The sequence below is a fragment of the Paenibacillus sp. J22P90 genome (assembly GCF_059692195.1).
The window spans coordinates 99,689-122,202 of record NZ_JCAUAY010000004.1 but is presented as its reverse complement, the minus strand read 5'-3'; the positions used below and the strand labels follow the sequence as shown (position 1 = coordinate 122,202).

Here is a 22,514-nt window from a genome sequence, read left to right as displayed (position 1 = left end):
CTTCGTAATGGAAAGATTAAGCAATGAATTCTATTATTGTATACAATAAACGAAATTGGAAGTGGAAAAAATGAAAGCAAAGAATTTTGCATTAGTAATGTGTGCTGCTACATTAGGATTAAGTTTAATTATGGGACCAACACCTGTAAAGGGTGCAATGAAGAGTCCTATTGTATTTTTAGACGGTGCACAGATGCAGTTTGAAGTTCAACCGGTCATAGTGGAGGGAAGTACTTTAGTTCCAATGAGAAAGATATTTGAAGCTTTGGGAGCAGTTGTGAATTGGGATGCGAATAATCATACCGTATCTGCCACAAAAAATGGCATGGAGCTGACCTATCAAATCGGTGCAACATCTGCAAAAATTAATGATGAGTTTGTTCCATTATCAGTTCCAGGTCAAATATCAAATGGCAATACATTGGTACCACTGAGATTTATTAGTGAGGCGTTGGGATGTAAAGTTGATTGGATAAGTGACTCGTACAGCGTTATGATCAAGTCACCATCTGATAAATTCAATAAAACTGAAAAGGATGAATCAGATAGGTACATACATATTCATAATTTAACTCAACAAGGTTTTGCTCAAAATTATGGAGAGTGGACTTACTATTCAAATATGACTGATAGTAATAAAATCTACAAAATATCAAATGATGGAAACAAAAAAATAAAATTAACGGATCAGTCAGCTCGACTTATTACTGAAGAAAATGGATATATCTATTTTGTTGACCAAGGTGATTCTAAAATTTACAGAATTTCAAGTGATGGAAGTGTTCCAGCAACTAAAGTAACTGATGATCGAGTTTCGTTTTATCAGGTTTATGGCGATTACATCTACTGGGTAGATGCTATACAGAAAGTATCTAAACCGAAAAATCTTAATAAAATGAAGTTAGACGGGACAGAAAAAGAAATTCTTAGTGAAGGAGTCACACTCCAATTTTCTATTTTAGACAATAAGATATATGTTGGAAACTATGAAGGTAGTGTCACTCATATAAATGAAATGAATTTAGATGGTACAGAAAAGAAGAAAATAACTGATTTAACCACAATCGGTGATTTTCAAATAGTAGGAGCATCTTTATATTTTGGGTATGAGGAAATATGGGAGATGAAACTAGATGGATCAAAGGAATTGAGAAAAATAGATGTGGTTAAGCCTACGAATTATTTTGTAGTGAATGAATGGATCTATTACGCTAAGTTCACTGGTAATACTGCCTATTTATATAGAATGCGTTTGGATGGTACGGAGAAAACAAAATATCAACAAAGTGGTGTTCAACTATTTAACATAGCGGGTGATTGGATTTATTGCCTTATTCCAGACCCAGCGCAACCATTTACATTTAAAAAAGTCAAATTCAAAGTCGACGGTGGGGAAAGTATCCCAGTTAACTAATTACATTTAATTTAAAAAGGGGGCTTGCTATACGATGCAAGCTCCTTTTTTTCTTCCAAATAACAGACTGTATAAAGGAATTTTCTTTCTATGTGGTAAAATAATCTTATCAGGGAAATGGAGGGGATTTTATGACAATAGAATCTCAAAATGATATTGAAGCTCTAAAGAAAATTGGCAAAATCGTTGCAATGACGATTAGTGAAATGAAACGAAACGCACGTGTAGGAATTACGACAAGGGAATTGGATGAAATAGGAGGAAAGTTTTTGAAGGGGCATGGGGCTGTGCCGGCACCGAAAAAAACATACAATTTCCCAGGCAACACATGTATAAGCATTAACAATGAAGTTGCCCACGGTATACCGGGAAATCGAATCATTCAACCTGGTGATTTAATAAACATCGATGTTTCGGCAGAATTGGGAGGCTATTATGCGGATGCGGGACATTCTTTTCCGATATCTCCATTCAACCCAGCATTAATGCATCTCTGTCGATACACACACAATACGATGATGAAAGTCATCTCTTCACTTAAGCATGGAGTAAAACTGAACGAAATTGGAAGGATTATTGAACACGAGGCTAAAAAAGGCGGCTACAAGGTGATTAAGAATTTGTGTAGTCACGGTATTGGGAAATCCTTACATGAAACTCCAACAGAGATTCTTCCTGTTTATAACAAGCACGATAATCGTGTATTGAAAGAGGGTTTAGTCATTACGATTGAGCCTTTTTTATCAACAGGTGCGGATTATGTCGTTGAGCAGTCAGATGGGTGGACTTTATGTCTACCGCACGACGGTTTTGCCGCCCAACATGAGCACACCATCATTATTACAAAGAATCAACCCATCATTGTGACAGTAGCTTAGGATATCAGAACAAAAGTGGAGATTTCGCAAATGAACACGATCGCATAATAAGCAGGGAGCAGATTGCCGCGGCAGTCTGAGGGGGAGTAGCTTGTGAATATTAATAAAATTATAGTAACAGGACGGATGTTCAAAGATTTAGAACAAATAGCCTTACTGGACACGAAGAGAGAGTATTTGTTTCTTCCAGAGGCGGATGTAAGCCCAAGTCACTTCGATTGGGCTGATAGTTATGTGGCATTTAAACCGACGGAATCGTTTCAATTCGGCAACTTGCGGTGGGTTCATGCGCTTGGGGCTGGCGTTGATTCATTTTTATATCAACGTGAATGGAAAAAGGACGTTTTATTAACGCGAACTGTCGGCAGTTTTGGGCAGAAAATAGGAGAATACTGCTTAAGTTATATTCTTGCCGATACACAGCGACATGATAAGTTTCTGCAGAATCAGACCCAAAGACAATGGCTACCTTCACAGCAAAAGCTTCTGCAGCAGCTGAACATCGTCATTTTCGGTACTGGAACAATCGGCATGGAAGTGGCGAGGATGCTTAAAACATTCGGGGTATCCGTATACGGAATATCTCGCAGCGGCGCATCGAACTGTCATTTTAATAGGGTCCATCCGATTACCGAGATGCACTCGTTGTTAGCACAGGCCGACTGGGTTATTAACACGCTGCCCTTAACATCAATCACCGAAAGGTTATTCGATAAATATTTGTTTTCTAACATGCACGGTGCAGGCTTTATAAATGTTGGCCGAGGAGCTTCGGTGGATGAAAACGCACTTCTCGGGGCAATTGAACGAGGTCAGGTGCGTAGTGCTGTTCTAGACGTGTTTAGAGAGGAACCTTTGCCCGCACAATCGCCGATGTGGGATCATCCGAATGTGATCATTACTCCACATATTTCCGCCATAACTGGGGTGGATGAAGCGATGGACAGCTTTTTCGCAGTGCTTAGAGAAATTGATAGTGGACAAGAACGGATTAGCCATTCGGTGGACATCAGTCGAGGATACTAGATTTTAGATCAGGACGCCTTCCTATCTTTTTAAACTTCATGTACACTATTGGTAGAAATTATCATCCTAATAGAGATGGAAGGGACGGGTGGAATCTAATGAAAATGAGCGGCAATACTGTTCTTATTACGGGCGGGTCTTCGGGCATTGGCTTCGAATTTGCAAGTCAGCTGCTGAAGCTCGGGAATACTGTTATTATCACGGGGCGGGATCAAGCAAGGCTTGATGAGACAAAGAAAAAGCTGCCAACGGTACATACGTTTCAGAGCGATGCGGGGGATCCTCAAGCGATTGCAGCATTGTATGCAGCGGTGGTGAACCAATTTCCGAAGCTCAATGTTTTGATTAATAACGCAGGGGTTATGCGAAAAATAAATCTTCATACTGCGGGTAATGACCTGGGGGATTTGAACAACGAAATCGAAACGAACCTCAGTGGTCCGATCTGGATGGTGCAGCAATTTTTACCGCATTTGAAAACGCAAGAATCGGCTGCGATTATTAATGTCTCATCAGGTCTTGCGTTCGTACCTCTTCCGATATCACCCATTTATTGCGCAGCGAAGGCCGGTATTCATTCCTATACGCTTTCGCTCAGAGCACAACTGAAAAAAACCAAGGTCAAAGTATTCGAGCTGGCTCCGCCATTAACAGAAACTCCGCTGGTGGATTCATTCGATTCAGCAGATATGTCAGGTTCAAAGGCGATGCCAGTCGCGGACATGGTTAGTTTTGCGATCAAAAGAATAGAGAGTGACCAATACGAAATCCGGCCTGGCCAGAGCAATGCATTAAAAATGATGAACCGGATTGCGCCGAGTTTTATTTTTAGCCAGCTTAGTAAGACTGTGGACAAAATGTTGAGCAAGCCGTAACTATCAAACACCACCACAAGTTGGTTGGTGTTTTTTGTTAGCGGCGTAGGGAACTTTACTCTTCCCATTTGGAATGAAGGACATGATGGCAAAAGTTGGGGCGTTTATATCCCGGAAGAAGCATTTCACATACGTCGGCGTTAATCGTCCCGTATGTTGTTTCCGGTTTGTCTTTGAAGCCTTCCAAGAATGTATGCAAGATGTTTTGTTTGAACTGGTTGCGAGGAAAAGCCTCGACGACTTGCTGCCGCGCTTCTGCTGAGATATGATCGAAATTCTTCCCGACCACATCATATCCTACGCCAAAATTCATAAGCGCCACTTCAGTTTCCTTATATTCGACGATACCGATCGTTGTATGCAGGGCAACAGCATCCCATACAAGCCTGATGGAGTCTATAGGGACGCCACGACTTTGAAGGAAATCGCGGGCAGCATTTGCTCCATCGACTTCAAAACGTTTGTCCGTGCTTCGGAATGTGGTAGTAAGACCGATATCGTGGAAAAGCGAACTGATATAGAGCAATTCAGAATCGTATTTCATTTGATTGAGATTACCCTTCATAGCTGCAAACAGATATACCCGATTTGAATGGTTCCACAAAAGGTCGTTGCTGTACTCACGCACTAATTCAGCAGCTTCAACGGCTAGCTTACTATCGGGAATATTTATATCAGCGATTGAAATACTCATCTATATTTCCCCCTTAAATTTTGTTTTAGATTGTACATCCAAGTAGACAAATGAAGGAACAATTTTGTGACAATGAAGTTTGTCTAGATGCATAATGATTTATACACGGAGTAACTCTGGAAACGCCGGAACAATTCCTCAGCATGTTAATTCATTGAAATAAGAGGACTTAGATCGAAACTTATTTGATGTATGGGAAAATAGAGATTGTGAGTTGATATTTTAAGAAAGTGATAAAGCCGAACTATCGGCTTTATTTGTGTTTATAGGAACTTTTTGGGAATTCAATCGTCTAATCAATCGGCAGGTAATTAATGTTAAAGAGGTGAAAGCGATGAAAAAGAAGTTACTTGTATGCATGATGGCTGTTTTAATGTCTTACGGAAGTTTGGCACACGGGGCTACTGAGGATACCCACTGGGTGACGAAGGAGCTAACGGAATATAAGCAATACATTGTACCCTATAGAGATAATGCTTCGACTTCGACACAAGGGACAATTAGTCTGAAAGAGTGGGAGTCATTTCAAAAAAATGTGCTCGATGCATCCAAGTTAAATAGCCCCATTTTGCTCGATGATTGGGCGACAGCGCTAAAGATGGCGATGGCGTTGCCGGAGAAAGAAAGTGAAACTTGGATCAACATGTATGTTCATGGTCTTGGACAAGGAACGGAGATTACTCGAGAAAATGCGGTCGGTGGAATGGTAAAGCTATTGAGCGGGTCTTACATTAAGGGCAACGGATCAGGGGAAGGATTAAAGTCGGCAAAAGAACTGTTGGACTATCCGGATATCAGCGAAATGCAGAGAGGTCTGGTTGAGACTGCGTATGCACAAGGGATTTTGGATGCCTCCGTGCAAGATAAATTTAGACCAAGAGATAAGCTTACGAATGCCGAAGCGATATCTATGATGTTTCGGGTCATGGGAAAATTGGCGTATAACATGCCGATTTTACCGGCTAACCATTGGCTCACTGGAGAGTTGGAGGCTGCCTACCACAGCGGTAAGCTCCCCAAGCCGATGCTTAAGGTTTTGCGTCGCACTTTCCAAGATCCATTGAACGCGGATCGCAACATACCTGTTGGTTTATGGCACGATTTACTGCTTACAGGACTGCCGGTGCCTGCTTATATCAGAGAGAAAGCGTCTATGTATACACTTGCCTATAATCAAGATGGCGGTATTCTTAGGGACAGAGCGGTAGTCGGTATAACGAAGCTTGGAAAAAATCCAAGAAGCGCAACTTCGGAGGAAAAAATAAATGCTGAAAAAGCATTTACGGATTATCGATTTGCTTTTGATTCCGATAAAATTGCTGTTGCGTACGGAGATGGCCTACTAGAGGGGAAAACTGGCCAAAGCTTCGGCGACCACAGTTACCTTACCTACGCGGAAGCGGCTGCTCTTGCAGTTCGGGCAAGCTTGAGAGAGGCTTTGAACGATATACCATTACAAATTAATGAAGAGGCCGCATATCAAATTGCCAAAAAGCTGGATCCAGACGCCCAAGCTCAATGGAAAGCAACTTTCAAGAAGAGTCTGGTGCTTTACGATAATAAGAAAAGACAAATCTATGACGGCTGGGTTGTGGAAGCAGTCTACACGGCTGGCAACAAAATGGTTGTATATTTGGATGCGAGAACTGGTGAAATCATGGTCGTTTCGGAGATTGAGGCAACATAAACTGGAGTGATCTAGAATGAATTGGAACTTGAAATTCACAAGTTCGGTATTCTTAGTGATTGCATTTGTTACAATCCTATGGGCATGCAGTGAGGATACCCAGAAACAGCCAGTTGTAACTACTGAAGAAAGTTTGACCCCGATTCAAACACAAGATAGAGCAACACCAGACCCAATCCCGATTATAGAACCGAACAAAGCTGATAAACCATTGAAAGCAAATATCAAGGAATCGTCCAACGGTTTTCAAATCGAGTTCATCGACGCTGGAGATGCCCATGTCATGCAAACCATCTCCACACCACGAAAAGATGCCATTGTCCATGTAGTAAGGAGAAATGAAGCTAACAGTGAGGAAAGTTGGTACCGTAAAGATTTGCTTCTTGTCAGACCAGCTTCTAAAGAAGTGCAAACGGTTATGTTGATGCATGCTCGAACAGACGATTCATATACAACGGATTCAATCACGAATATATTTGGTTTCCTGGACGAGGAAAACGTTGTATTTACAGCTGTTCATGGAAGTACAGGAACAGACACTTCCTATAACATTGAAAAAATGAATGTTTATACAGGCGAGAAAACTGTGATGTTCACACGCCAGCCGGAAAATGCTACTCCAGATTTTTTCACGCCAGGTTGGCTAACAAACAGCAAAGGGAAATTAGTCATCCCCACCTTTTCCAAAGGGAAATTACATGTATTTGATTTAAAGCAGCAAACTGCTATATCTATCGAAAATCGCTTTCCCAGCACTTGGCCGATGTATTCGATTTTCCGATCCCCAGATGGGGAACGGTTTTGGCATGCAGGAAAGTTGTATGATTTAGATGGACGCCTCCTGACAGAGCTAAAAGAAACAGGAAACTACAGATTGGCTATACATTGGAGTCCGGACAACCAATTTTCCGCACAGCATTATGCCTTTAAAGATGGGGACGAACATCGGATGTCCGGTGGTGAAAGCGACATTTTAGCCCCTCAAGGCTTGGTGTTCATCGATCGGCTTGGAAAGGTCAGTCAACGACTAGAAACGAAAGGTGACATCCATATTGAGTTGGTCGGCTGGATTCCAAAGAAACAAACTGCAATAATCGAATACTACCAAATTGACAGAAAGAAACCGACCGACGAGCAAAAAATAACTATAACCTACAAAGCTTTCGACATAGTATCTGGACAGACAAGAACACTCACTGCAGCAAACATAGAGAAGTTGAATGCAATTGAACGGGCCGAAACCTGGTCTCCCTTTTCGAGTTCATTTGAGTATATGTTCTTTGTTGATTTGGAAAGTGGAACGTATTGGCGATCCAGTGAAAAAGCTAATTACTTGAATCAGCCTGAGGATGGCGGTCATCGTTGGAGAACCTTTGATTACGAAAAAGGAGAATCCGTGATTTATCATTTAGATCCTTTAAAGAAAAAGATTGATCGTGTATTCGAAGAACGGACGATCAATCCCGGTGAGTTGCTTTTAAATAAATGGTTCATTTCCGCTGAAAATGAAGGTTTGTCTTATAAGAAATTGAACTAACGGCGAAATGAACGATTATGGGTGGCGAAGATCCTATAAAAAGCACTGCTCCGAATCTCGGGCAGTGCTTTTTTCTATTTCTTGGAATAAAGCAACATAAAAACACACAAAATAAAGCACCAGATTATGGGAAGGGAGGGAAGTGACATGGAACCAAGCATTCCCGTAGACGTGAGTGAAAGTGTTAAGTTCAACCACGATTCATTACGACATATTTTCCATAATTGTGCTGATATCGTATTTAGGCCGTTAAAGCTCACGGATCAGTCGGATATTCTACTTGTTTATATCGAAGAGTTAACAGACTCGGATAGATTGGAACAGATTATTTCGGCCTGTATGATTAGTCGTGATTCGGATCGACTGACACAGTATACAGTTGTTTATCAGGTATCGGAAATTGTAGCAAAGGTTTTGAAAGGCTGTACGGCCATTTTTTTAGACGGCAAGCCTTTTGCATATATCGCAGATCTGACCGCATTTAAACAACGTGCCATTGGTGAACCCTCCAATGAGGCCTCGATTCGCGGTCCGCGCGAAGGTTTCACCGAAGATTTAAAAACAAATTTAAGCATGATTCGCAGGAAAATAAGTCATCCCAATTTGAAGTTTGAAAAGCATCAAGCTGGAGAACTAACCAATACAGAGTTTGTCGTTGCTTATATCGAAGAGAAGGTCAAACCGGAGTTGCTAGAAGAAGTCAGAAGTAGACTACATACTTTTCGCTCTAGTCAACTGCTCGATTCCGGTTATATTGAAGAATTTATTGAGGACAATTCCTTTTCCTTTTTCCCGCAAATCCAAAATACAGAACGCCCGGACACCGTATCCGCGAGTCTATTGGCAGGCAGAATAGCGATTATCGTCGACGGTTCTCCAAATGCACTATTGCTGCCTATGACATTTTGGGCAGGTTTTCAAGCAGCAGAGGACCACTATGAACGCTTCTTATACGTCTCAGCAGTCCGACTTATCCGTTTCCTGTTAGCTATTATGTCTTGCTTACTTCCTTCCGTCTATGTTGCACTTACGACGTTCCATCCACAGATGATCCCACTTGCGTTAATGCTCAGCATTTCAGTATCAAGAGAAGATATTCCTTTTCCAACCGTGATCGAAACTTTGTTAATGGAACTGATGTTCGAAGGGTTGCGGGAGGCTGGGCTTCGGTTACCTAAAGCAATCGGTTCAGCCGTGAGTATCGTAGGGGCACTGGTTATTGGAGAAGCGGCTGTTCAAGCTGGATTTATCTCAGCTCCAATCGTGATGATCGTTGCGGGCACGGGAATTGCATCATTTGCTTTCCCAAGCTATAGTTTGGCATTGCCGTTTCGGATTCTGCGGTTTCCACTTCTCATATTAGGTGGATTCCTTGGTTTGTACGGTGTCGCCATCGGAGTCACGTTCGTCATGATTCATCTCGTGTCGCTGAAGTCGTTCGGAGTTCCTTATTTGGCACCAGCAGCACCTATTGGGAAAAAATTCTGGAAGGATACACTTATGCGCATGAATAAACGATACCTATCTCCGCAACGAAAACAATGAAGATAATAAAGCTAATTCTATGTTTGATACTGACGATATTCATTTCCGGATGTTGGGACAGGAATGAAATTAATGACTATGCTTTCTGGATTGGAACTGCCTTAGACATTTCGGAAAGTGGAAAACTGTATAAAAGCGCTCAAGTCGCTGTTCCCGCTGGTTTCAAGAGCACCAGAGATGGAGGCGGAAGTGGGCAAAGAGCAAATATTGTACTGACAGCAACTGGAAATTCAATCGTTGATTTGACACAACAAATTCAAGATAAACTCCCTCGAAGAGTTTTTCTAGGGCACCGCAGATCTATTTTCATTGGCGAAAAGCTTGCGAAAAAAGGTATTGTCGATATTATGGATCAATTTACACGAAATACCGATACGCGTATGCGCACAGATATTTTCGTCGTGAATAATGGAGAAGGCAAAGATGTATTGAAAATTAACAGTCCGTTTAACCAATTCTCAGCGATTGTGGCTGTTGATCAAGACCGATTTTGTCGTTTAGGGGACACAGCGTTACGAGATGTCTTACTCGATATTGGTCGGGATGGCATCCGGCCTTCTATGCCAATGGTTGAAATTACACCTAATAATCCACTAGAGAAACATGAGATTATCGAAGTTAAATCCGTTGCTATCTTTAACAAACAATTGCAAATGGTCGGGGAAGTGACCGGGAGAGAATCCCTGGAAATGTTTTGGGTTAAAGGCGTGTTAAAAGATCAATTTATTACAGAAGAAACGGGTGAAGGCAGTATCTCTCTTTACGAATCTAACTTGAAAAAATCTATGCGTACAGAAATTGAAGGTAATAAAATCAAAGCCTACATTAAATTGGTAGGGACTGGAAGAGTCCTTGAAAATAACACCAATATCGATGTTTCTGTTTCCGCAGAACGTATACCTTTAGAACGTATGCTTAATGAGATCAAAGCTAAGAAAGTAGAAGAAACCATTAAAAAAATACAACTTCAATTTGGACAAGATGTGTTTGGAATTGGTGAAGAAATTCACAGAGAACATCCCTATCGCTGGAAGGAACTTCGGAATAACTGGGATCAGACATTCCCAAATGTTGAAGTAGCCGTTGATGTCAAATTGAAAATTCAAAATTCGGGAGATATTGGCAAGCGCATCCCAGGAATAGGAGATAGAAAGTGAAAATTTCGCCATGGCAGTTGTTTTGGATGCTCACTACATTAGAAATTTCGATGAGCATTTGGCTCACTGTATCTCCCTCCATCGAGATTGCTAGGCAGGATGCATGGATCTCGCTTGCATTGGCAGGTGTTATTGGACTCTGTATCACCTTGATTTTAGTTCGAATTTGTCAACGGCATTCTTCAAACACATTGGTGGAATTTGCACAGAAGCTTTTGGGAAAATGGGTCGGACGGCTGATAGGGGCATTGTACATTTTGATGTGGTTTACAGTTTCAGCAGATATATTGAGAATCTTCTCTTTATTTATTAAGCAATTTCTATTTCACGATACACCGATTTGGGTCATCGCAGCACTTATGGTTGCTGCAATGGTTTATATAAACTACGCAGGAAGCATTGAAGCAATTGCGCGTTTTAGTGAAATGGCTGGCCCATTACTTCTTGTCGGCATATTAATTACTTTTGGATTAAATATAACGAATTTACACCCATCACTTATTTTACCTGTATACGCGGACTCTGGCGCATTTGCAATTTTGAAGGGTTCATTTGTGAATGCATCATTTCTAGGTGAGTCCATGATGATCATGATGTTGGCGCCTTTTATTGCCAATTCACAGAAAATGCTTAAACCTACACTGCTCGCAATTTGCGTTCCATCCTTGATTGCCGTGATTACGGCTATTTTTGTTATCATGACATTTGGGACCAATATCGGATCAACCTTAATATTTCCGTATTTTAGTATGGTCCGATTTATCAATTATCTAGAATTTATTCAAAATATGGATGTCTGGATCATGTTCATTTGGATATTCAGCGTATTTGTCAAGTTAGCCATTTACATGTTCATCAACAGTTATGGAACAGCACAATTGCTTGGTATTAAAAATTGGCGGATATTAATCGGATTTGTTGCAGTGGTCATTTTCACGATTTCCTTAGTGCCTGCAAACATCATTGGGCTGTTGGATTATGCAAAATTCGTTTGGATTATCTACATTTTTCCGATATTCATTGTTGGATTACCGCTCATTTTATTGCTTGTTAGTCATCTAAGAGGCCAGTCACTCGCACATGAGCAGAAATAAATACAGATGAAATCTAATTGAAGGTGGCGTAACTATGTATGAGTAAAATGTTCTGGTTTCGAATGGCAATGATGTTGGCTCTATCCCTTATGTTGACAGCTTTCAGCACAAATCCCAACGCTAATGGTGGGAAGGTGCAAGCAACAGAAAAGAACGCTATCCGTCCATTTCGTGTCCATGTTCCCGAATCGGAGATTACAGATTTGCGTAAGCGTATAAACGCGACGAAATGGCCTGACCAAGAAACGGTCAAGGATGCTTCTCAAGGCTTGCAGCTCGCAACGATGAAAGAACTTGCACGGTATTGGGCGACAGATTACGATTGGCGCAAAGCTGAGGAAAAGCTCAACTCGTATCCTCAATTCATTACGGAGATTGACGGTTTGCCCATTCATTTTATCCATGTACGGTCACCTCACAAAAATGCGCTTCCGATCATTATCACGCATGGGTGGCCAGGCTCGGTGCTCGAGCAGATCAAGCTCATCGATTTGCTGACGAATCCCACAGCGCACGGCGGGAAAGCCGAAGACGCATTTGATGTCGTCATTCCGTCGATGCCTGGCTACGGTTTCTCCGGTAAGCCGACGAGCACTGGCTGGGGCCCCGAGCGAATTGCCAGCGCATGGGCAGAACTGATGAAGCGCCTCGGCTACACCCGCTACGTTGCCCAAGGCGGCGACTGGGGAGCGATTGTCGTTGACCAGATGGGATTGCAAGCACCTGAAGGTTTGCTTGCGATCCACACCAACATGCCTGCAACGGTCCCCGCTGACCTCGACAAGGCTCTATTGATTGGCAGCCCTGCACCAGCAGGTCTATCGGCTGATGAAAAGCGTGCTTATGAGCAGCTGGCCCGAAATACGAAGCAGGCCGAGTATGCAAGCTATATGGGCTCGCGCCCGCAAACCTTATACGGGATTGCTGATTCACCCGTCGGACTCGCCGCGTGGCTGCTCGACCACAATGATGGGGAAGGTCAGCCAGCGGAGGCGATCCTCAGAGGTTTGAAACGGACGAAGAGTGAAACGGGTGAGCTTACACGTGACGAGATTCTCGACAATATCACACTGTATTGGCTAACGAACACGGGGGTTTCTGCATCCAGACTGTATAATGAGTTTAAGGGAGGTTATTTTAACGCTAAGGGCGTTATGATACCTGTGGCCGTGAGCGTTTTTCCAAACGAGATTTATCAGGCGCCGCGGAGCTGGTCAGAGAAGGCTTATCCCAATCTCATCTATTACAACAGACTTGACAAAGGTGGTCATTTCGCTGCGTGGGAGCAGCCAGATCTTTTTGCTAGGGAATTGCGGAACGCGTTTAGGTCAATGCGTTGATTCGAAGGGAGTTGCTTGAGGCAGCTCCTTTTTTATTTTTTTATATATATCAAGAAGTTCACGCGAAGGTAATTTATGGTAATTAACGAAATATAATGGTGTGTATAAGCGTAACCGGCTGAAATGAGGAATAAAAATGAAAAGAAAAGTAGTGTTTATTATTTTCCTTGTAATTATTTGTACATCGCTAAGTATGAACATTATGTTTTACTACAACAACCATAAAATGAAAGATTCTACCATCCAATACAATCAAAGCGTAGAACAGAGTTTTCAGCAATTATCAGACAGATTATCGAATACAAATCAGATCGTTGAAAATTTGAAGTTAGAAAATGAAAATTTAAAAAAGAATAACGCTGAAATAATAGGTAAGATACATACCCTAGAAACGAATTCCATGATGCAACTTGAAGACGAATCAAACATACAAAAAATCAATAAAATTCTCGATCAATTGCCAGAAGTATCAAAAAGAATGGCTTTCATTAAAGAGATTAGGACTGAAAAAGACAACTATCATCTAATTTTAGATTATGTGCAATGGTTTTCTGGAGATGATGCAAAACAGGCAGCTAAAAATGATAACGACCCTAACGCTGCTTCCTTAAATAACAATTTTTACATTCGAAATGAAAGTGTTGAAAATGAACAAGTAGTCCTGGGTAATGACACACTGATATATGTTTTAAACGGAGCCATGTTGAATTCCATAGAATTTAAGGAATTTACTTCAGAAAAGTCTGAACTAACTAATCGGCTATTCAATATTCTTTTCGTAAATGACAAGATTACAATCATAGAGGAACAATATCGGCCCTAAAATTGCAGATTGGCTTTTCACATTTTATAATAAAAGGACTTTAAACAGACATCAAGGGGATACAGATGAAAAGAATACTAGTAATTAGCGATATTCATGGCGAACTTGAGAAATTCGAAGCTTTACTTACAGCTGCGCACTACGATTCCGAACACGATCAACTGATCTTACTAGGCGATTACGTGGATCGCGGGCCAGACGCCAAGGGTGTTATTGAGAAAGTTATGGCATTAAAAGATGCAGGAGCACGCGTGTTAAAAGGTAACCACGAGGATTTAATGATCAAAGCCTTGACGACGCAGGATGAACGCGCTTGGAAACGCTGGGCACAAATCAATGGCGGCAATACGACTTTGAAAAGCTATGGGTTTACCGAAGACGATTTTGCTGTTGATGAGAACGCAGAGTCGTTTATAAAACCAACACTGCACTCGGAAGTTTTATCAAAGCATTTGGCATTCATATCGGAATTGGAGCACTACATTGAAACGGATGAATATATCTTTGTCCATGCCGGAGTGCAGCCAGGTACGCCTGTGTCCGAAACGGATCCTTTTACACTGATGTGGATTCGGGGCGAATTTCATACAGGATATACCGGTGAAAAAATTGTGATCTTCGGCCATTCTTCCACTGATACACTGTATGGCGACGATGACAACTACAATGTCTATTTTGGTGTGAATCGCATCATCGGTATAGATGGTGGCGCTGTCTATGGGGGACAATTGAATTGTTTGGAATTGCCGAGTCAAGTGGTGTATTGCGTAAGGTAAGTGATTGTGATGAAATTGGCGGCTGACATTGATCAGCTGCCTTTTTCATTTTTTTATTTTTATGCCTAAAACTAATACACATTTTTGGGTATTTATGCTATTTTAGTAAGGTGAATATTACATCGCAATTAAGTTCGTCTAAGTGTCCCACTTTGCACCAAAAAAGAAAGGATGTGCAGATTCTTGTCTTATGTGACTCCAGCCCAAGATGTACACTATAGTGATTTAAATATTTTCACTGCATATAAAATCTATGAGATTGTGAAAGAAAACGAAGATACTTTTTTATTAATGAATGATAAAGGAGAATTAGATGAACTCCATAAATCATTGATTCATGCAAGGTATCCTACTTATAAAATGGCTGTCATACATAACAATCTCTTTCTTTATATATGTTTTAAAAATATTGAAACAATTCGCAATACAATATTGAAAAGAAAGCGAATAATTAAAATTAAAACATTTAAGTAAAACAATCCATTATTAGCACAAACCGATTGGATTGTGCTTGAAAGTTATTAATACATTATTTGAGGATTTTTTTAGTACCCTATAAAGTCATTAGCAAAAAACGTAACATCCTCATTAAATTCTAATTGTTCGTTTATTCTTGATTCGATTACTGTAACTCTCCAATGAAAACCATCCTCAGTAAACACCAATCTAGCGTTTTTAATTTCATATTTCCCCGCCCCCAAATGAGAGTACACTTTCTGCTTTGCTTCTCTTTGTAGGATAACAATCCCCACCGAACATATAGCCATTAATACAAGCAACCGCCACAGAATTTTCTTCATCATTAAACTCCTGGGATAATCAAATTTAGATTAAGCTTTCATTGTACCTTTTTTAAATTCTTTAAACTTTCCTGTTTCAGTTCATTTTTGTTTTATTCATTGTAATTATCCCTTCTCCAAATTAAATTGCCTGTGGAATAAAGACGATTTACTCTTGAAAAAAGGTTATTTTTATTTTAAAAAGGTTCAAAATACAAACAACTTATCATGTTACTTGGATGCTGGTTATAAATAATAACCGAGGAACAGATTGCTGCGATTACAAAGTTCAGGGTATAGGTTATAATTGGAAACTAGTATGGGAAAATTTTTCTCACATAACGGCAGGTTAACGCTGTCATTTTCAACAAAATAAAGAGTATTCATTCTTTTGAAAGTATGGGAGGCTATGTGAATTGGGTGAAAAATTAGCTAAAAAAATGTTTACGATGAGCTTTGATGACGGAACGATTCAGGATCGACGTTTTATTAATCTAATAGATACATATAATTTGAAATGTACCTTTAATTTGAACTCTGGATTATTTGGACAAGTTCATACGATTGTGCACCAAGGCATTGAAGTATGTCACGATGAAGTTCAAGCATCCGAAGTAAAAGAATTATATAAAAATCATGAGATTGCGGTCCATACTGTAACCCATCCAAATTTACTTCATTGCTCGAGAGAGAAGATTATTGAAGAAGTTAATCAAGATTATAAAAGTTTAACGGAACTTTCAGGTAAAGCTATTATAGGTATGGCCTATCCCGGAGGTCCTTACTATAATGAATTTACCATTGAAACAATCCTACAAAATACGCCTATCCGTTACGCTCGAAATATTAATTCTCACTACACTTTTAAATTGCCAAGTAAATTCATGGAATGGCAGCCAACCTGCCATCAAAATGATGAACAATTGATACATCTTGCTGAAAAATTTGTAGAAGCAGAAGCTCAAGAAGATATGTTGTTTTATTTATGGGGCCATAGCTTTGAATTTGATAAATATAATAGTTGGGATAGTTTTGAGTATTTTTGTAAGATCATAAGTGGCCGTAAGGATATAAGTTATATGACGAATGGTGAAGTTTATCAGTATTTGAAGCTATCTTCGGTGGGATGATCTATAGTAGTTAAAAACAGTATTTTTTGGGGGATGCTTATGCAACGAATTTCTGCAGAAGAAGCACGTTCTTTTGGTGTCGAAACTAAGTTTGACGTTATGGAAAATGGGGAGCGAAGATTTAGATTGAATTGTTCAGTGGATGGAAGCTCGTATTGTCGGACAGTAGCTGCAGAGAGGGGAGCTTGGCAGAATAGCCACTATCATAAACTAGTATCTGAGTTTTATGTTGTTCAAACAGGATGGATCGTGTATGCAGAAAGAAAAGAGGCTGAACTACATTTGTGCTTATTAAGGGAAGGAGAAAGTGTGACATTCAAGCCGTTAATTCATCATAACATCTTTTTATCTTCAAATTCGGTCATACATACTTTAAAATTTGGACCCCCTGCAGAAAATGACTGGTTCCCTTCCTCAGAGTTAGACAAGTTGACCAAACATTTGGATCCAAATGATATTTTTGTATTGAGTTAAACTATAGTTCAATTTTCTCTCTTATATTCGAATTGTAGTTATCCTTTACGATTAAGTAATTTAGCAATGCCACCAACAATGAAGCCCCAGACCGCATTGGTAATAAAGACACTTACGAGGGCAAACGGATTAGTTAAAGGTCCTTGTAATTTCCCGTCTAAAATAGGAGAAAAGATACTGCTGAGTATTATGGCGAAGCATGCGTAACTCAAGGCTGCACCTACAAGAATGGCAACAGGATTAGCCATTTTTTTCATTAGGACGATCACAAGCCAAGCCAAGGAAATAAGGACCGTCATTAGAATGCTTCCGAATTGCTGCCCAATGATGTCCATTACTCCCGTCATTTTCATGATGGGTCTTACCAATGCTAGAGCCCCTAGTCCTAGGATAAGAGGCCAGTTTTCTTTTACTATATTTTTTGTTTTCATTGAAGATCATTTCCTTTCTTGTGATTTTGTTGTGGAGGCAACCTGACCCTTTTTTATCTTCCCAAATGGTTTGAGGTAAGTAATGAAAACCATCAGAATAAGACATAATAAATTAAAACTAGACACGATGATGATGGACGTCCATCTCTTCTCGAATGTAGGGTCCTGCAAGGTAGCAAACCCCATCTCATGAATCATATCCCCGAGTGATGCTGTCCAATTGTCCAGGAACAGGATGCCAATCATGATTATCATAATAGTGACAACAAGTTTTATGAGTACCCAGTAATGCTTGACCAGTCCCCATTGCGTCCACACGGACAACAGGATGCCTGTCAACAAGCTCAGCAATGCCGGATACTTGAGCAGATTCTCGTCAATGACTTCCATACTGGCTAGCGTATATGCTAACTGGTCACCATTTTCCGCACCATGCAAGTAAATGCCTAACAGCAGCATGCCAAATGTTCCGCCAATCCACGATGCAATCGACACAACGTGTAATGAGACGAGTAAGCTTTTTTTCTTCTGACTAAGTTTGTAAGCCATGTAACAACTTCCCCCAATTCGTTATCTTCGGATAGTCTTGTGCTTCGAATTAAACTTTAACAAAGAAATGTTGTGAACTTGTTGCAATTGTTTGCACTTTTTATACGATTTATTCGAACGTGAGAATCCTCGTATATAATGAGAGGGGAGAGCTATATAAAGAGAGGGATCCTGATGGCTGAAACACTATTAATTGTAGATGATGAAGAAAAAGTTTTAGAGTTTATGAGTTCTTTCCTGAAAAATGAAGGATTCCATATTGTCACAGCTCGAACGGGAACGGAAGCTCTGGCGAAGGTGAATGAAGTGAATCCTGCATTAGTAGTGCTGGATTGGATGATGCCGAATATGAGCGGCCTGGATGTATGCCGCGAATTACGAAAAAAAAGCCGGGTCGGCATCATTATGGTCACTGCCAAGTCTGATGAAATGGACAAGATTATCGGTTTGGAAGTAGGGGCGGATGATTATATTACCAAGCCGTTCTCTCTTAGAGAGCTGCTTGCGCGAATACATTCAGTCTTGCGGAGATTAGATCATAGTGCTCCTGCCGAGGAGGATTTGGTGAGAGGGGAATTAAACATTTCTACTGTGCAATGCCGTGTCTGGAAGAATGGCGTAGAGATAAGTATGACTCCTACCGAATTCAAGCTACTATTAACACTCGCGGTTAAACCAGGCATTGTCTATAGCCGTCTTCAGCTATTAAAAGCAGCTCTGGATGACGATTTTATAAACGTTGAGCGAACGGTAGATGCGCATATTAGCCGTTTACGAAAGAAGATCGATGACGATATTTCGAATCCAACCTACATCCAAACCGTATATGGCTTCGGCTATCGCTTCGGAGGCCAATAATGAGGTTTCATAAAAAGATATTCTTAACGATGTCTTTAACTATTGTGGGTATAAGTATCGTATTTATTACGCTTACACACTATATCGTGAAGAAGTCTATTGAAGTGGGTATCCAAGATGCGAGGAGGAACGAAGTTACTTTACTTTTGTCCGAGATTACGAATTATTATCATTCAAACGATCAATCGTTTGCCGGGATCGATAAAAGGGATTTCTTACATCAAGTGAACCGTGAAAGCCCAAGCATTCTCATATTGGATAACCATAATCAAGTCCTGAGTCATCAGGGAGAGGCCCCCTTGAAATTGATAACTCGTTTAGGGGTCGGTCAAAAAATCACTGTAAATGAAATTACAGTTGGTCAATTGTATTATTATGACCCTGAGGTAGCTAAATCCAATAAGATCATGATTGGTATTCCAATTTCCGTTGTGATTATTTTAATTGGCAGCGGAGCACTGCTGATTCTCATTTCCCTTATTATTGCTTATCAATTATCCAAGTGGCTGGCCTCTCCGCTGAAGGAGCTTCTCCCGGTGATCGAACAAGTAGGCAATGGTGAACTTGGTGTACAGGCTGAAGTTATCGCCAATGATGAATATGGAAAGATTGCAGATGCCTTCAATCTGATGTCAACAAGACTAGAGAAAGCAGAAGATGTACGGAGGAATCTTACAGCGGACATCGCCCATGAACTGAGAACACCTCTTACCATAGTTGGAGGAAAGATGGATGAATTACAGCAAAAGGGGCAACCGGTACCGCCCGAGATGTTGCTTCCTCTGCAGGATGAACTAATTCGTCTGAATCATCTCGTTGAGGATTTAAGAACCTTGTCATTAGCTGAATCAGGAAAATTAAAATTAAATAAAACAGCTACGGATATGGCCGGTTTAGCCGAATCACTCATCTCAGACATGGAGCCTCTAGCGGAAGAAAAAGATGTTTCGATTCAATTGAAAGTAGCAACTGAGCGAACAATCATCACTGTGGACCCAAATCGGATGAAACAGGTGCTTATTAATTTACTTTCGAATGCTATTCGCTATTCATCCTGTCAAGGAACAATTTATATCCAAATTCGTAATGATACCGATCAACATCTTACAATGATCGTACAAGATTCCGGTGTTGGAATTGCTCCTGAACATGTACCTCACCTTTTTGATCGTTTTTATCGCACCGATGAAGCGCGTACAAGAGATAGTGGGGGGACAGGCTTGGGTCTGGCGATAGTCAAACAATTTGTCCTCTCGCACCAGGGGACAATTGAAGTTGAAAGTACGCTAAATGAGGTAACGCGATTTATTATTAAACTGCCTTATTGATGGAAAGTGCATCTACGTTGAGCTGGATATAACGGTGTTGATTGTTGAACTACGGATATCGATAGTTAAAAAACACAATAAAACCCACCAATAATTGGTGGGTTATGTTTCATAAAAAGCAAACTTAATCTGAACAATATACAATGAGCGGTTAAAGCTTACTCTTCGTGTTCTTCACAAATCAGGCTTTTAATGGAGTGGCGAGTTATAATCACTCGGTTAATTACACTTGCAAACGTATCGTTAACAATTAACTCAGCATAATCCTTTCCAATGCGCACCAGAAATAATTCGAATTCTACGCCAAATACATATCCAAACGGGAAGGGAGGACCTGTTAATTTTTCGATTAGTGTTAAATTTTGAGGTACGCGCGTCAATCCCCCAACATTAAGCTGGATTAACTCAGAAAACTTTATTGTTTTTACACCTGGCTCTATTGCTCTTATAAAGTCTATAGTAACAAAATCATTCCCAACCCTTATGATTGTTCCATTACCATGATTCGTACCAGGCGTTCTTGCAACTACAAAAACATCTCGGCCAATAAACTGTTGAAGTCTTGTGCGTAATAATATGTTTTGTGGAAGCGGGCATCCGGGGAATCTTGGATTTACAGTCATAGCATATTTCCTCCCTTAGCTTACAGTGCGCTTTTTAATAAACACTAATATTACGTTATGTACTTAGCTGTAAACTGGAACAAAGGCGGGTACACAATTTGGATTAAAGAATTTCCCTAAGAGGCTCACCGTATGACTCTGACTACGAAAAATATGGCACCCGAATGGGGTGCCATTACTATTCATTCGTTATCAGCCCATGGTTGTCGAAACGAAACTACTGTCTCCCCGGTTCTAATAGCCTGTTCAATCAGCATGCCGATATAGTGATCCTGAGAAGCCTCTGGAAGACCATAAAATCCGGGTCCTCCCTCGGCATAAACCGCCATCTTCTTCAAACAGACTGCAATAGCGATTTCATCGTCATACAACCTAGCAAGTATGTAGGGGTTTTCATAAACCCATTGTTCTCCCGCCATAATTCCTTTAAGGAAATAGCCTTCTGCGTTCTCATACTCACCTTTATTGATGCGCTTTAATTCCATTTGAATCTGTGTGCAAGAAGGATCTTGGATGCTAATCCGATTATCAAATATTTCCCCACGTTCCCCCCTAATACATAGATGATTTGAGCGGGTCCATGAACGATGTTGATCCTTGGTGAAATCGTAAATCCCCAGTTTTCCACCAAAATCCAACCAAGCTATATCTCTTTCAGATTTGATTAATTTATCTTCGGTTGGCGGACCACTTCGGTTCGGCCCAGCGACCCAATCTGATTCAAATCTCATTCCCTTAATTCTGACTTCTTCAAAGCGCACACCTAGCATTTTCCGAATTAAACTTACAGCATGATAGTACTGAGAAATTGATACTGTCACTTGATTAACATTGCCTAACTGTCCTGACATAATAATCTTATGTCGGGCTTCTTGTATCGGATGGAATTGATATTGTTCCGCAACTTGAATTCGCGCGCCTTGTCGAGTAAGTTTTTCATGTATCAGAAGTAAACCATCTAAATTAGGTGCAGGAGGTGTCTCTGTAAGTACGGGTATTCCTCGTTCCGCCAACTGCAACATATAATCGACTGCAGCCGACGCATTAATAGATAGTACAACAAAGTCCTGTTGTTCATTCTGCAAGAGCTGATCCAGTGTTCGATAAGTGGTCACTCGCCATAAGTTTTCCATTTCCTTACCTTTGGATTCGTCGCGAATGACCATTCCACTCACACAAAATTGCTCTGGTAGCGCCTGTGCAATTCTTAGAAAATACTGTGCGCGAAAGCCTGCACCGCCTATAATGCTGAATCTTATTGGTTTCCCCATCAATTACACAGCCTCCTTCAGTCGTAGCTTCGTTTTATCAAATACAAATTTAATAGTCAAGGCTATAGTATCAGTATAACTGATTCATAATTTTAATCACCGTTATTCTGAAATCTAGGATTGCTATGGGGCAGATTTGTTTAATTGTGCAATTATGAACACTTCATTGCGTATGTATAAATAATACAATTTATGGATGGGCTTCGACCGCGACTATCATTTCGT

Annotated in this window: 23 protein-coding genes; 17 read left to right on the top strand and 6 right to left on the bottom strand. The window is 40.6% G+C overall.

Annotated features, from left to right (window positions below; all coding sequences use genetic code 11):
- Positions 1-70 precede the first annotated feature (70 nt).
- The 4 genes from AC58UX_RS14760 (at position 71) to AC58UX_RS14745 (ending at position 4,193) form a co-directional block, all read left to right on the top strand.
- Complete coding sequence (locus AC58UX_RS14760; RefSeq protein ID WP_497253894.1) at positions 71-1,414, top strand: DUF5050 domain-containing protein; 1,344 nt, start codon at positions 71-73, stop codon at positions 1,412-1,414.
- Positions 1,415-1,545: 131 nt separating this feature from the next.
- A complete protein-coding gene (gene map / locus AC58UX_RS14755; RefSeq protein WP_497253892.1) occupies positions 1,546-2,292 on the top strand; it encodes a type I methionyl aminopeptidase in 747 nt (248 codons plus the stop codon).
- Positions 2,293-2,385: 93 nt separating this feature from the next.
- A complete protein-coding gene (locus tag AC58UX_RS14750; protein ID WP_497253890.1) occupies positions 2,386-3,318 on the top strand; it encodes a D-2-hydroxyacid dehydrogenase in 933 nt (310 codons plus the stop codon).
- A 104-nt stretch (positions 3,319-3,422) separates the two neighbouring features.
- Positions 3,423-4,193 (top strand): SDR family oxidoreductase, encoded by a 771-nt coding sequence (locus AC58UX_RS14745; protein ID WP_497253888.1) that lies wholly within the window; start codon positions 3,423-3,425, stop codon positions 4,191-4,193.
- Between the two features lie 55 nt (positions 4,194-4,248).
- Here AC58UX_RS14745 and AC58UX_RS14740 read toward each other — a convergent pair whose 3' ends face one another.
- The gene (locus tag AC58UX_RS14740; protein ID WP_497253886.1) at positions 4,249-4,887 is read right to left on the bottom strand and encodes an HD domain-containing protein; all 639 of its coding nucleotides are present in this window, start codon (positions 4,885-4,887) and stop codon (positions 4,249-4,251) included.
- Positions 4,888-5,221: 334 nt separating this feature from the next.
- Here AC58UX_RS14740 and AC58UX_RS14735 point away from each other — a divergent pair, with 334 nt between their 5' ends.
- The 9 genes from AC58UX_RS14735 to AC58UX_RS14695 all read left to right on the top strand — a co-directional run bounded on the left by AC58UX_RS14735 (position 5,222) and on the right by AC58UX_RS14695 (position 15,320).
- The gene (locus AC58UX_RS14735) at positions 5,222-6,574 is read left to right on the top strand and encodes a hypothetical protein (RefSeq protein ID WP_497253884.1); all 1,353 of its coding nucleotides are present in this window, start codon (positions 5,222-5,224) and stop codon (positions 6,572-6,574) included.
- Positions 6,575-6,590: 16 nt separating this feature from the next.
- Positions 6,591-8,111, top strand: coding sequence for a hypothetical protein (locus tag AC58UX_RS14730; RefSeq protein WP_497253882.1), 1,521 nt, complete (start codon positions 6,591-6,593; stop codon positions 8,109-8,111).
- Positions 8,112-8,258: 147 nt separating this feature from the next.
- Positions 8,259-9,656 (top strand): spore germination protein, encoded by a 1,398-nt coding sequence (locus AC58UX_RS14725; protein WP_497253880.1) that lies wholly within the window; start codon positions 8,259-8,261, stop codon positions 9,654-9,656.
- On the top strand, positions 9,653-10,813 hold the full coding sequence (locus AC58UX_RS14720) for a Ger(x)C family spore germination protein (RefSeq protein WP_497253878.1): 1,161 nt from the start codon (positions 9,653-9,655) through the stop codon (positions 10,811-10,813). Before AC58UX_RS14725 ends, AC58UX_RS14720 begins: the two co-directional genes overlap by 4 nt.
- Positions 10,810-11,907: a GerAB/ArcD/ProY family transporter gene (locus AC58UX_RS14715; protein ID WP_497253876.1), complete on the top strand. Its 1,098-nt coding sequence runs from the start codon at positions 10,810-10,812 to the stop codon at positions 11,905-11,907. The genes AC58UX_RS14720 and AC58UX_RS14715 overlap by 4 nt, the downstream gene beginning before the upstream one ends.
- A 38-nt stretch (positions 11,908-11,945) precedes the next feature.
- Complete coding sequence (locus AC58UX_RS14710; protein ID WP_497253874.1) at positions 11,946-13,247, top strand: epoxide hydrolase family protein; 1,302 nt, start codon at positions 11,946-11,948, stop codon at positions 13,245-13,247.
- A gap of 136 nt (positions 13,248-13,383) precedes the next feature.
- A complete protein-coding gene (locus AC58UX_RS14705; protein ID WP_497253872.1) occupies positions 13,384-14,070 on the top strand; it encodes a hypothetical protein in 687 nt (228 codons plus the stop codon).
- Positions 14,071-14,135: 65 nt separating this feature from the next.
- A complete protein-coding gene (locus AC58UX_RS14700) occupies positions 14,136-14,846 on the top strand; it encodes a metallophosphoesterase family protein (RefSeq protein WP_497253870.1) in 711 nt (236 codons plus the stop codon).
- A 183-nt stretch (positions 14,847-15,029) separates the two neighbouring features.
- The gene (locus AC58UX_RS14695; RefSeq protein ID WP_497253868.1) at positions 15,030-15,320 is read left to right on the top strand and encodes a hypothetical protein; all 291 of its coding nucleotides are present in this window, start codon (positions 15,030-15,032) and stop codon (positions 15,318-15,320) included.
- Positions 15,321-15,391: 71 nt separating this feature from the next.
- Here AC58UX_RS14695 and AC58UX_RS14690 read toward each other — a convergent pair whose 3' ends face one another.
- Positions 15,392-15,646, bottom strand: coding sequence for a hypothetical protein (locus AC58UX_RS14690; protein WP_497253866.1), 255 nt, complete (start codon positions 15,644-15,646; stop codon positions 15,392-15,394).
- Between the two features lie 395 nt (positions 15,647-16,041).
- Between AC58UX_RS14690 and AC58UX_RS14685 the strand changes: the two genes are divergently transcribed.
- Complete coding sequence (locus AC58UX_RS14685) at positions 16,042-16,755, top strand: polysaccharide deacetylase family protein (RefSeq protein ID WP_497253864.1); 714 nt, start codon at positions 16,042-16,044, stop codon at positions 16,753-16,755.
- A gap of 39 nt (positions 16,756-16,794) precedes the next feature.
- Entirely contained in the window at positions 16,795-17,229 is a 435-nt protein-coding gene (locus AC58UX_RS14680; RefSeq protein ID WP_497253862.1) for a hypothetical protein, read from the top strand.
- A 38-nt stretch (positions 17,230-17,267) separates the two neighbouring features.
- Here AC58UX_RS14680 and AC58UX_RS14675 read toward each other — a convergent pair whose 3' ends face one another.
- Positions 17,268-17,660, bottom strand: coding sequence for a hypothetical protein (locus tag AC58UX_RS14675; RefSeq protein WP_497253860.1), 393 nt, complete (start codon positions 17,658-17,660; stop codon positions 17,268-17,270).
- A gap of 6 nt (positions 17,661-17,666) precedes the next feature.
- Positions 17,667-18,209 (bottom strand): hypothetical protein, encoded by a 543-nt coding sequence (locus tag AC58UX_RS14670; protein WP_497253858.1) that lies wholly within the window; start codon positions 18,207-18,209, stop codon positions 17,667-17,669.
- A gap of 174 nt (positions 18,210-18,383) precedes the next feature.
- Here AC58UX_RS14670 and AC58UX_RS14665 point away from each other — a divergent pair, with 174 nt between their 5' ends.
- Both AC58UX_RS14665 and AC58UX_RS14660 read left to right on the top strand, forming a co-directional pair.
- A complete protein-coding gene (locus AC58UX_RS14665) occupies positions 18,384-19,067 on the top strand; it encodes a response regulator (protein ID WP_497253856.1) in 684 nt (227 codons plus the stop codon).
- A complete protein-coding gene (locus AC58UX_RS14660; protein ID WP_497253854.1) occupies positions 19,067-20,395 on the top strand; it encodes a sensor histidine kinase in 1,329 nt (442 codons plus the stop codon). The genes AC58UX_RS14665 and AC58UX_RS14660 overlap by 1 nt, the downstream gene beginning before the upstream one ends.
- 158 nt (positions 20,396-20,553) lie before the next feature.
- Here AC58UX_RS14660 and AC58UX_RS14655 read toward each other — a convergent pair whose 3' ends face one another.
- Both AC58UX_RS14655 and AC58UX_RS14650 read right to left on the bottom strand, forming a co-directional pair.
- Complete coding sequence (locus AC58UX_RS14655; RefSeq protein WP_497253852.1) at positions 20,554-21,018, bottom strand: hypothetical protein; 465 nt, start codon at positions 21,016-21,018, stop codon at positions 20,554-20,556.
- A 182-nt stretch (positions 21,019-21,200) separates the two neighbouring features.
- Positions 21,201-22,289 carry a Gfo/Idh/MocA family protein gene (locus AC58UX_RS14650; RefSeq protein ID WP_497253850.1) on the bottom strand — a complete coding sequence of 363 codons (1,089 nt, stop codon included), beginning with the start codon at positions 22,287-22,289 and terminating at the stop codon, positions 21,201-21,203.
- Positions 22,290-22,514: the final 225 nt, after the last annotated feature.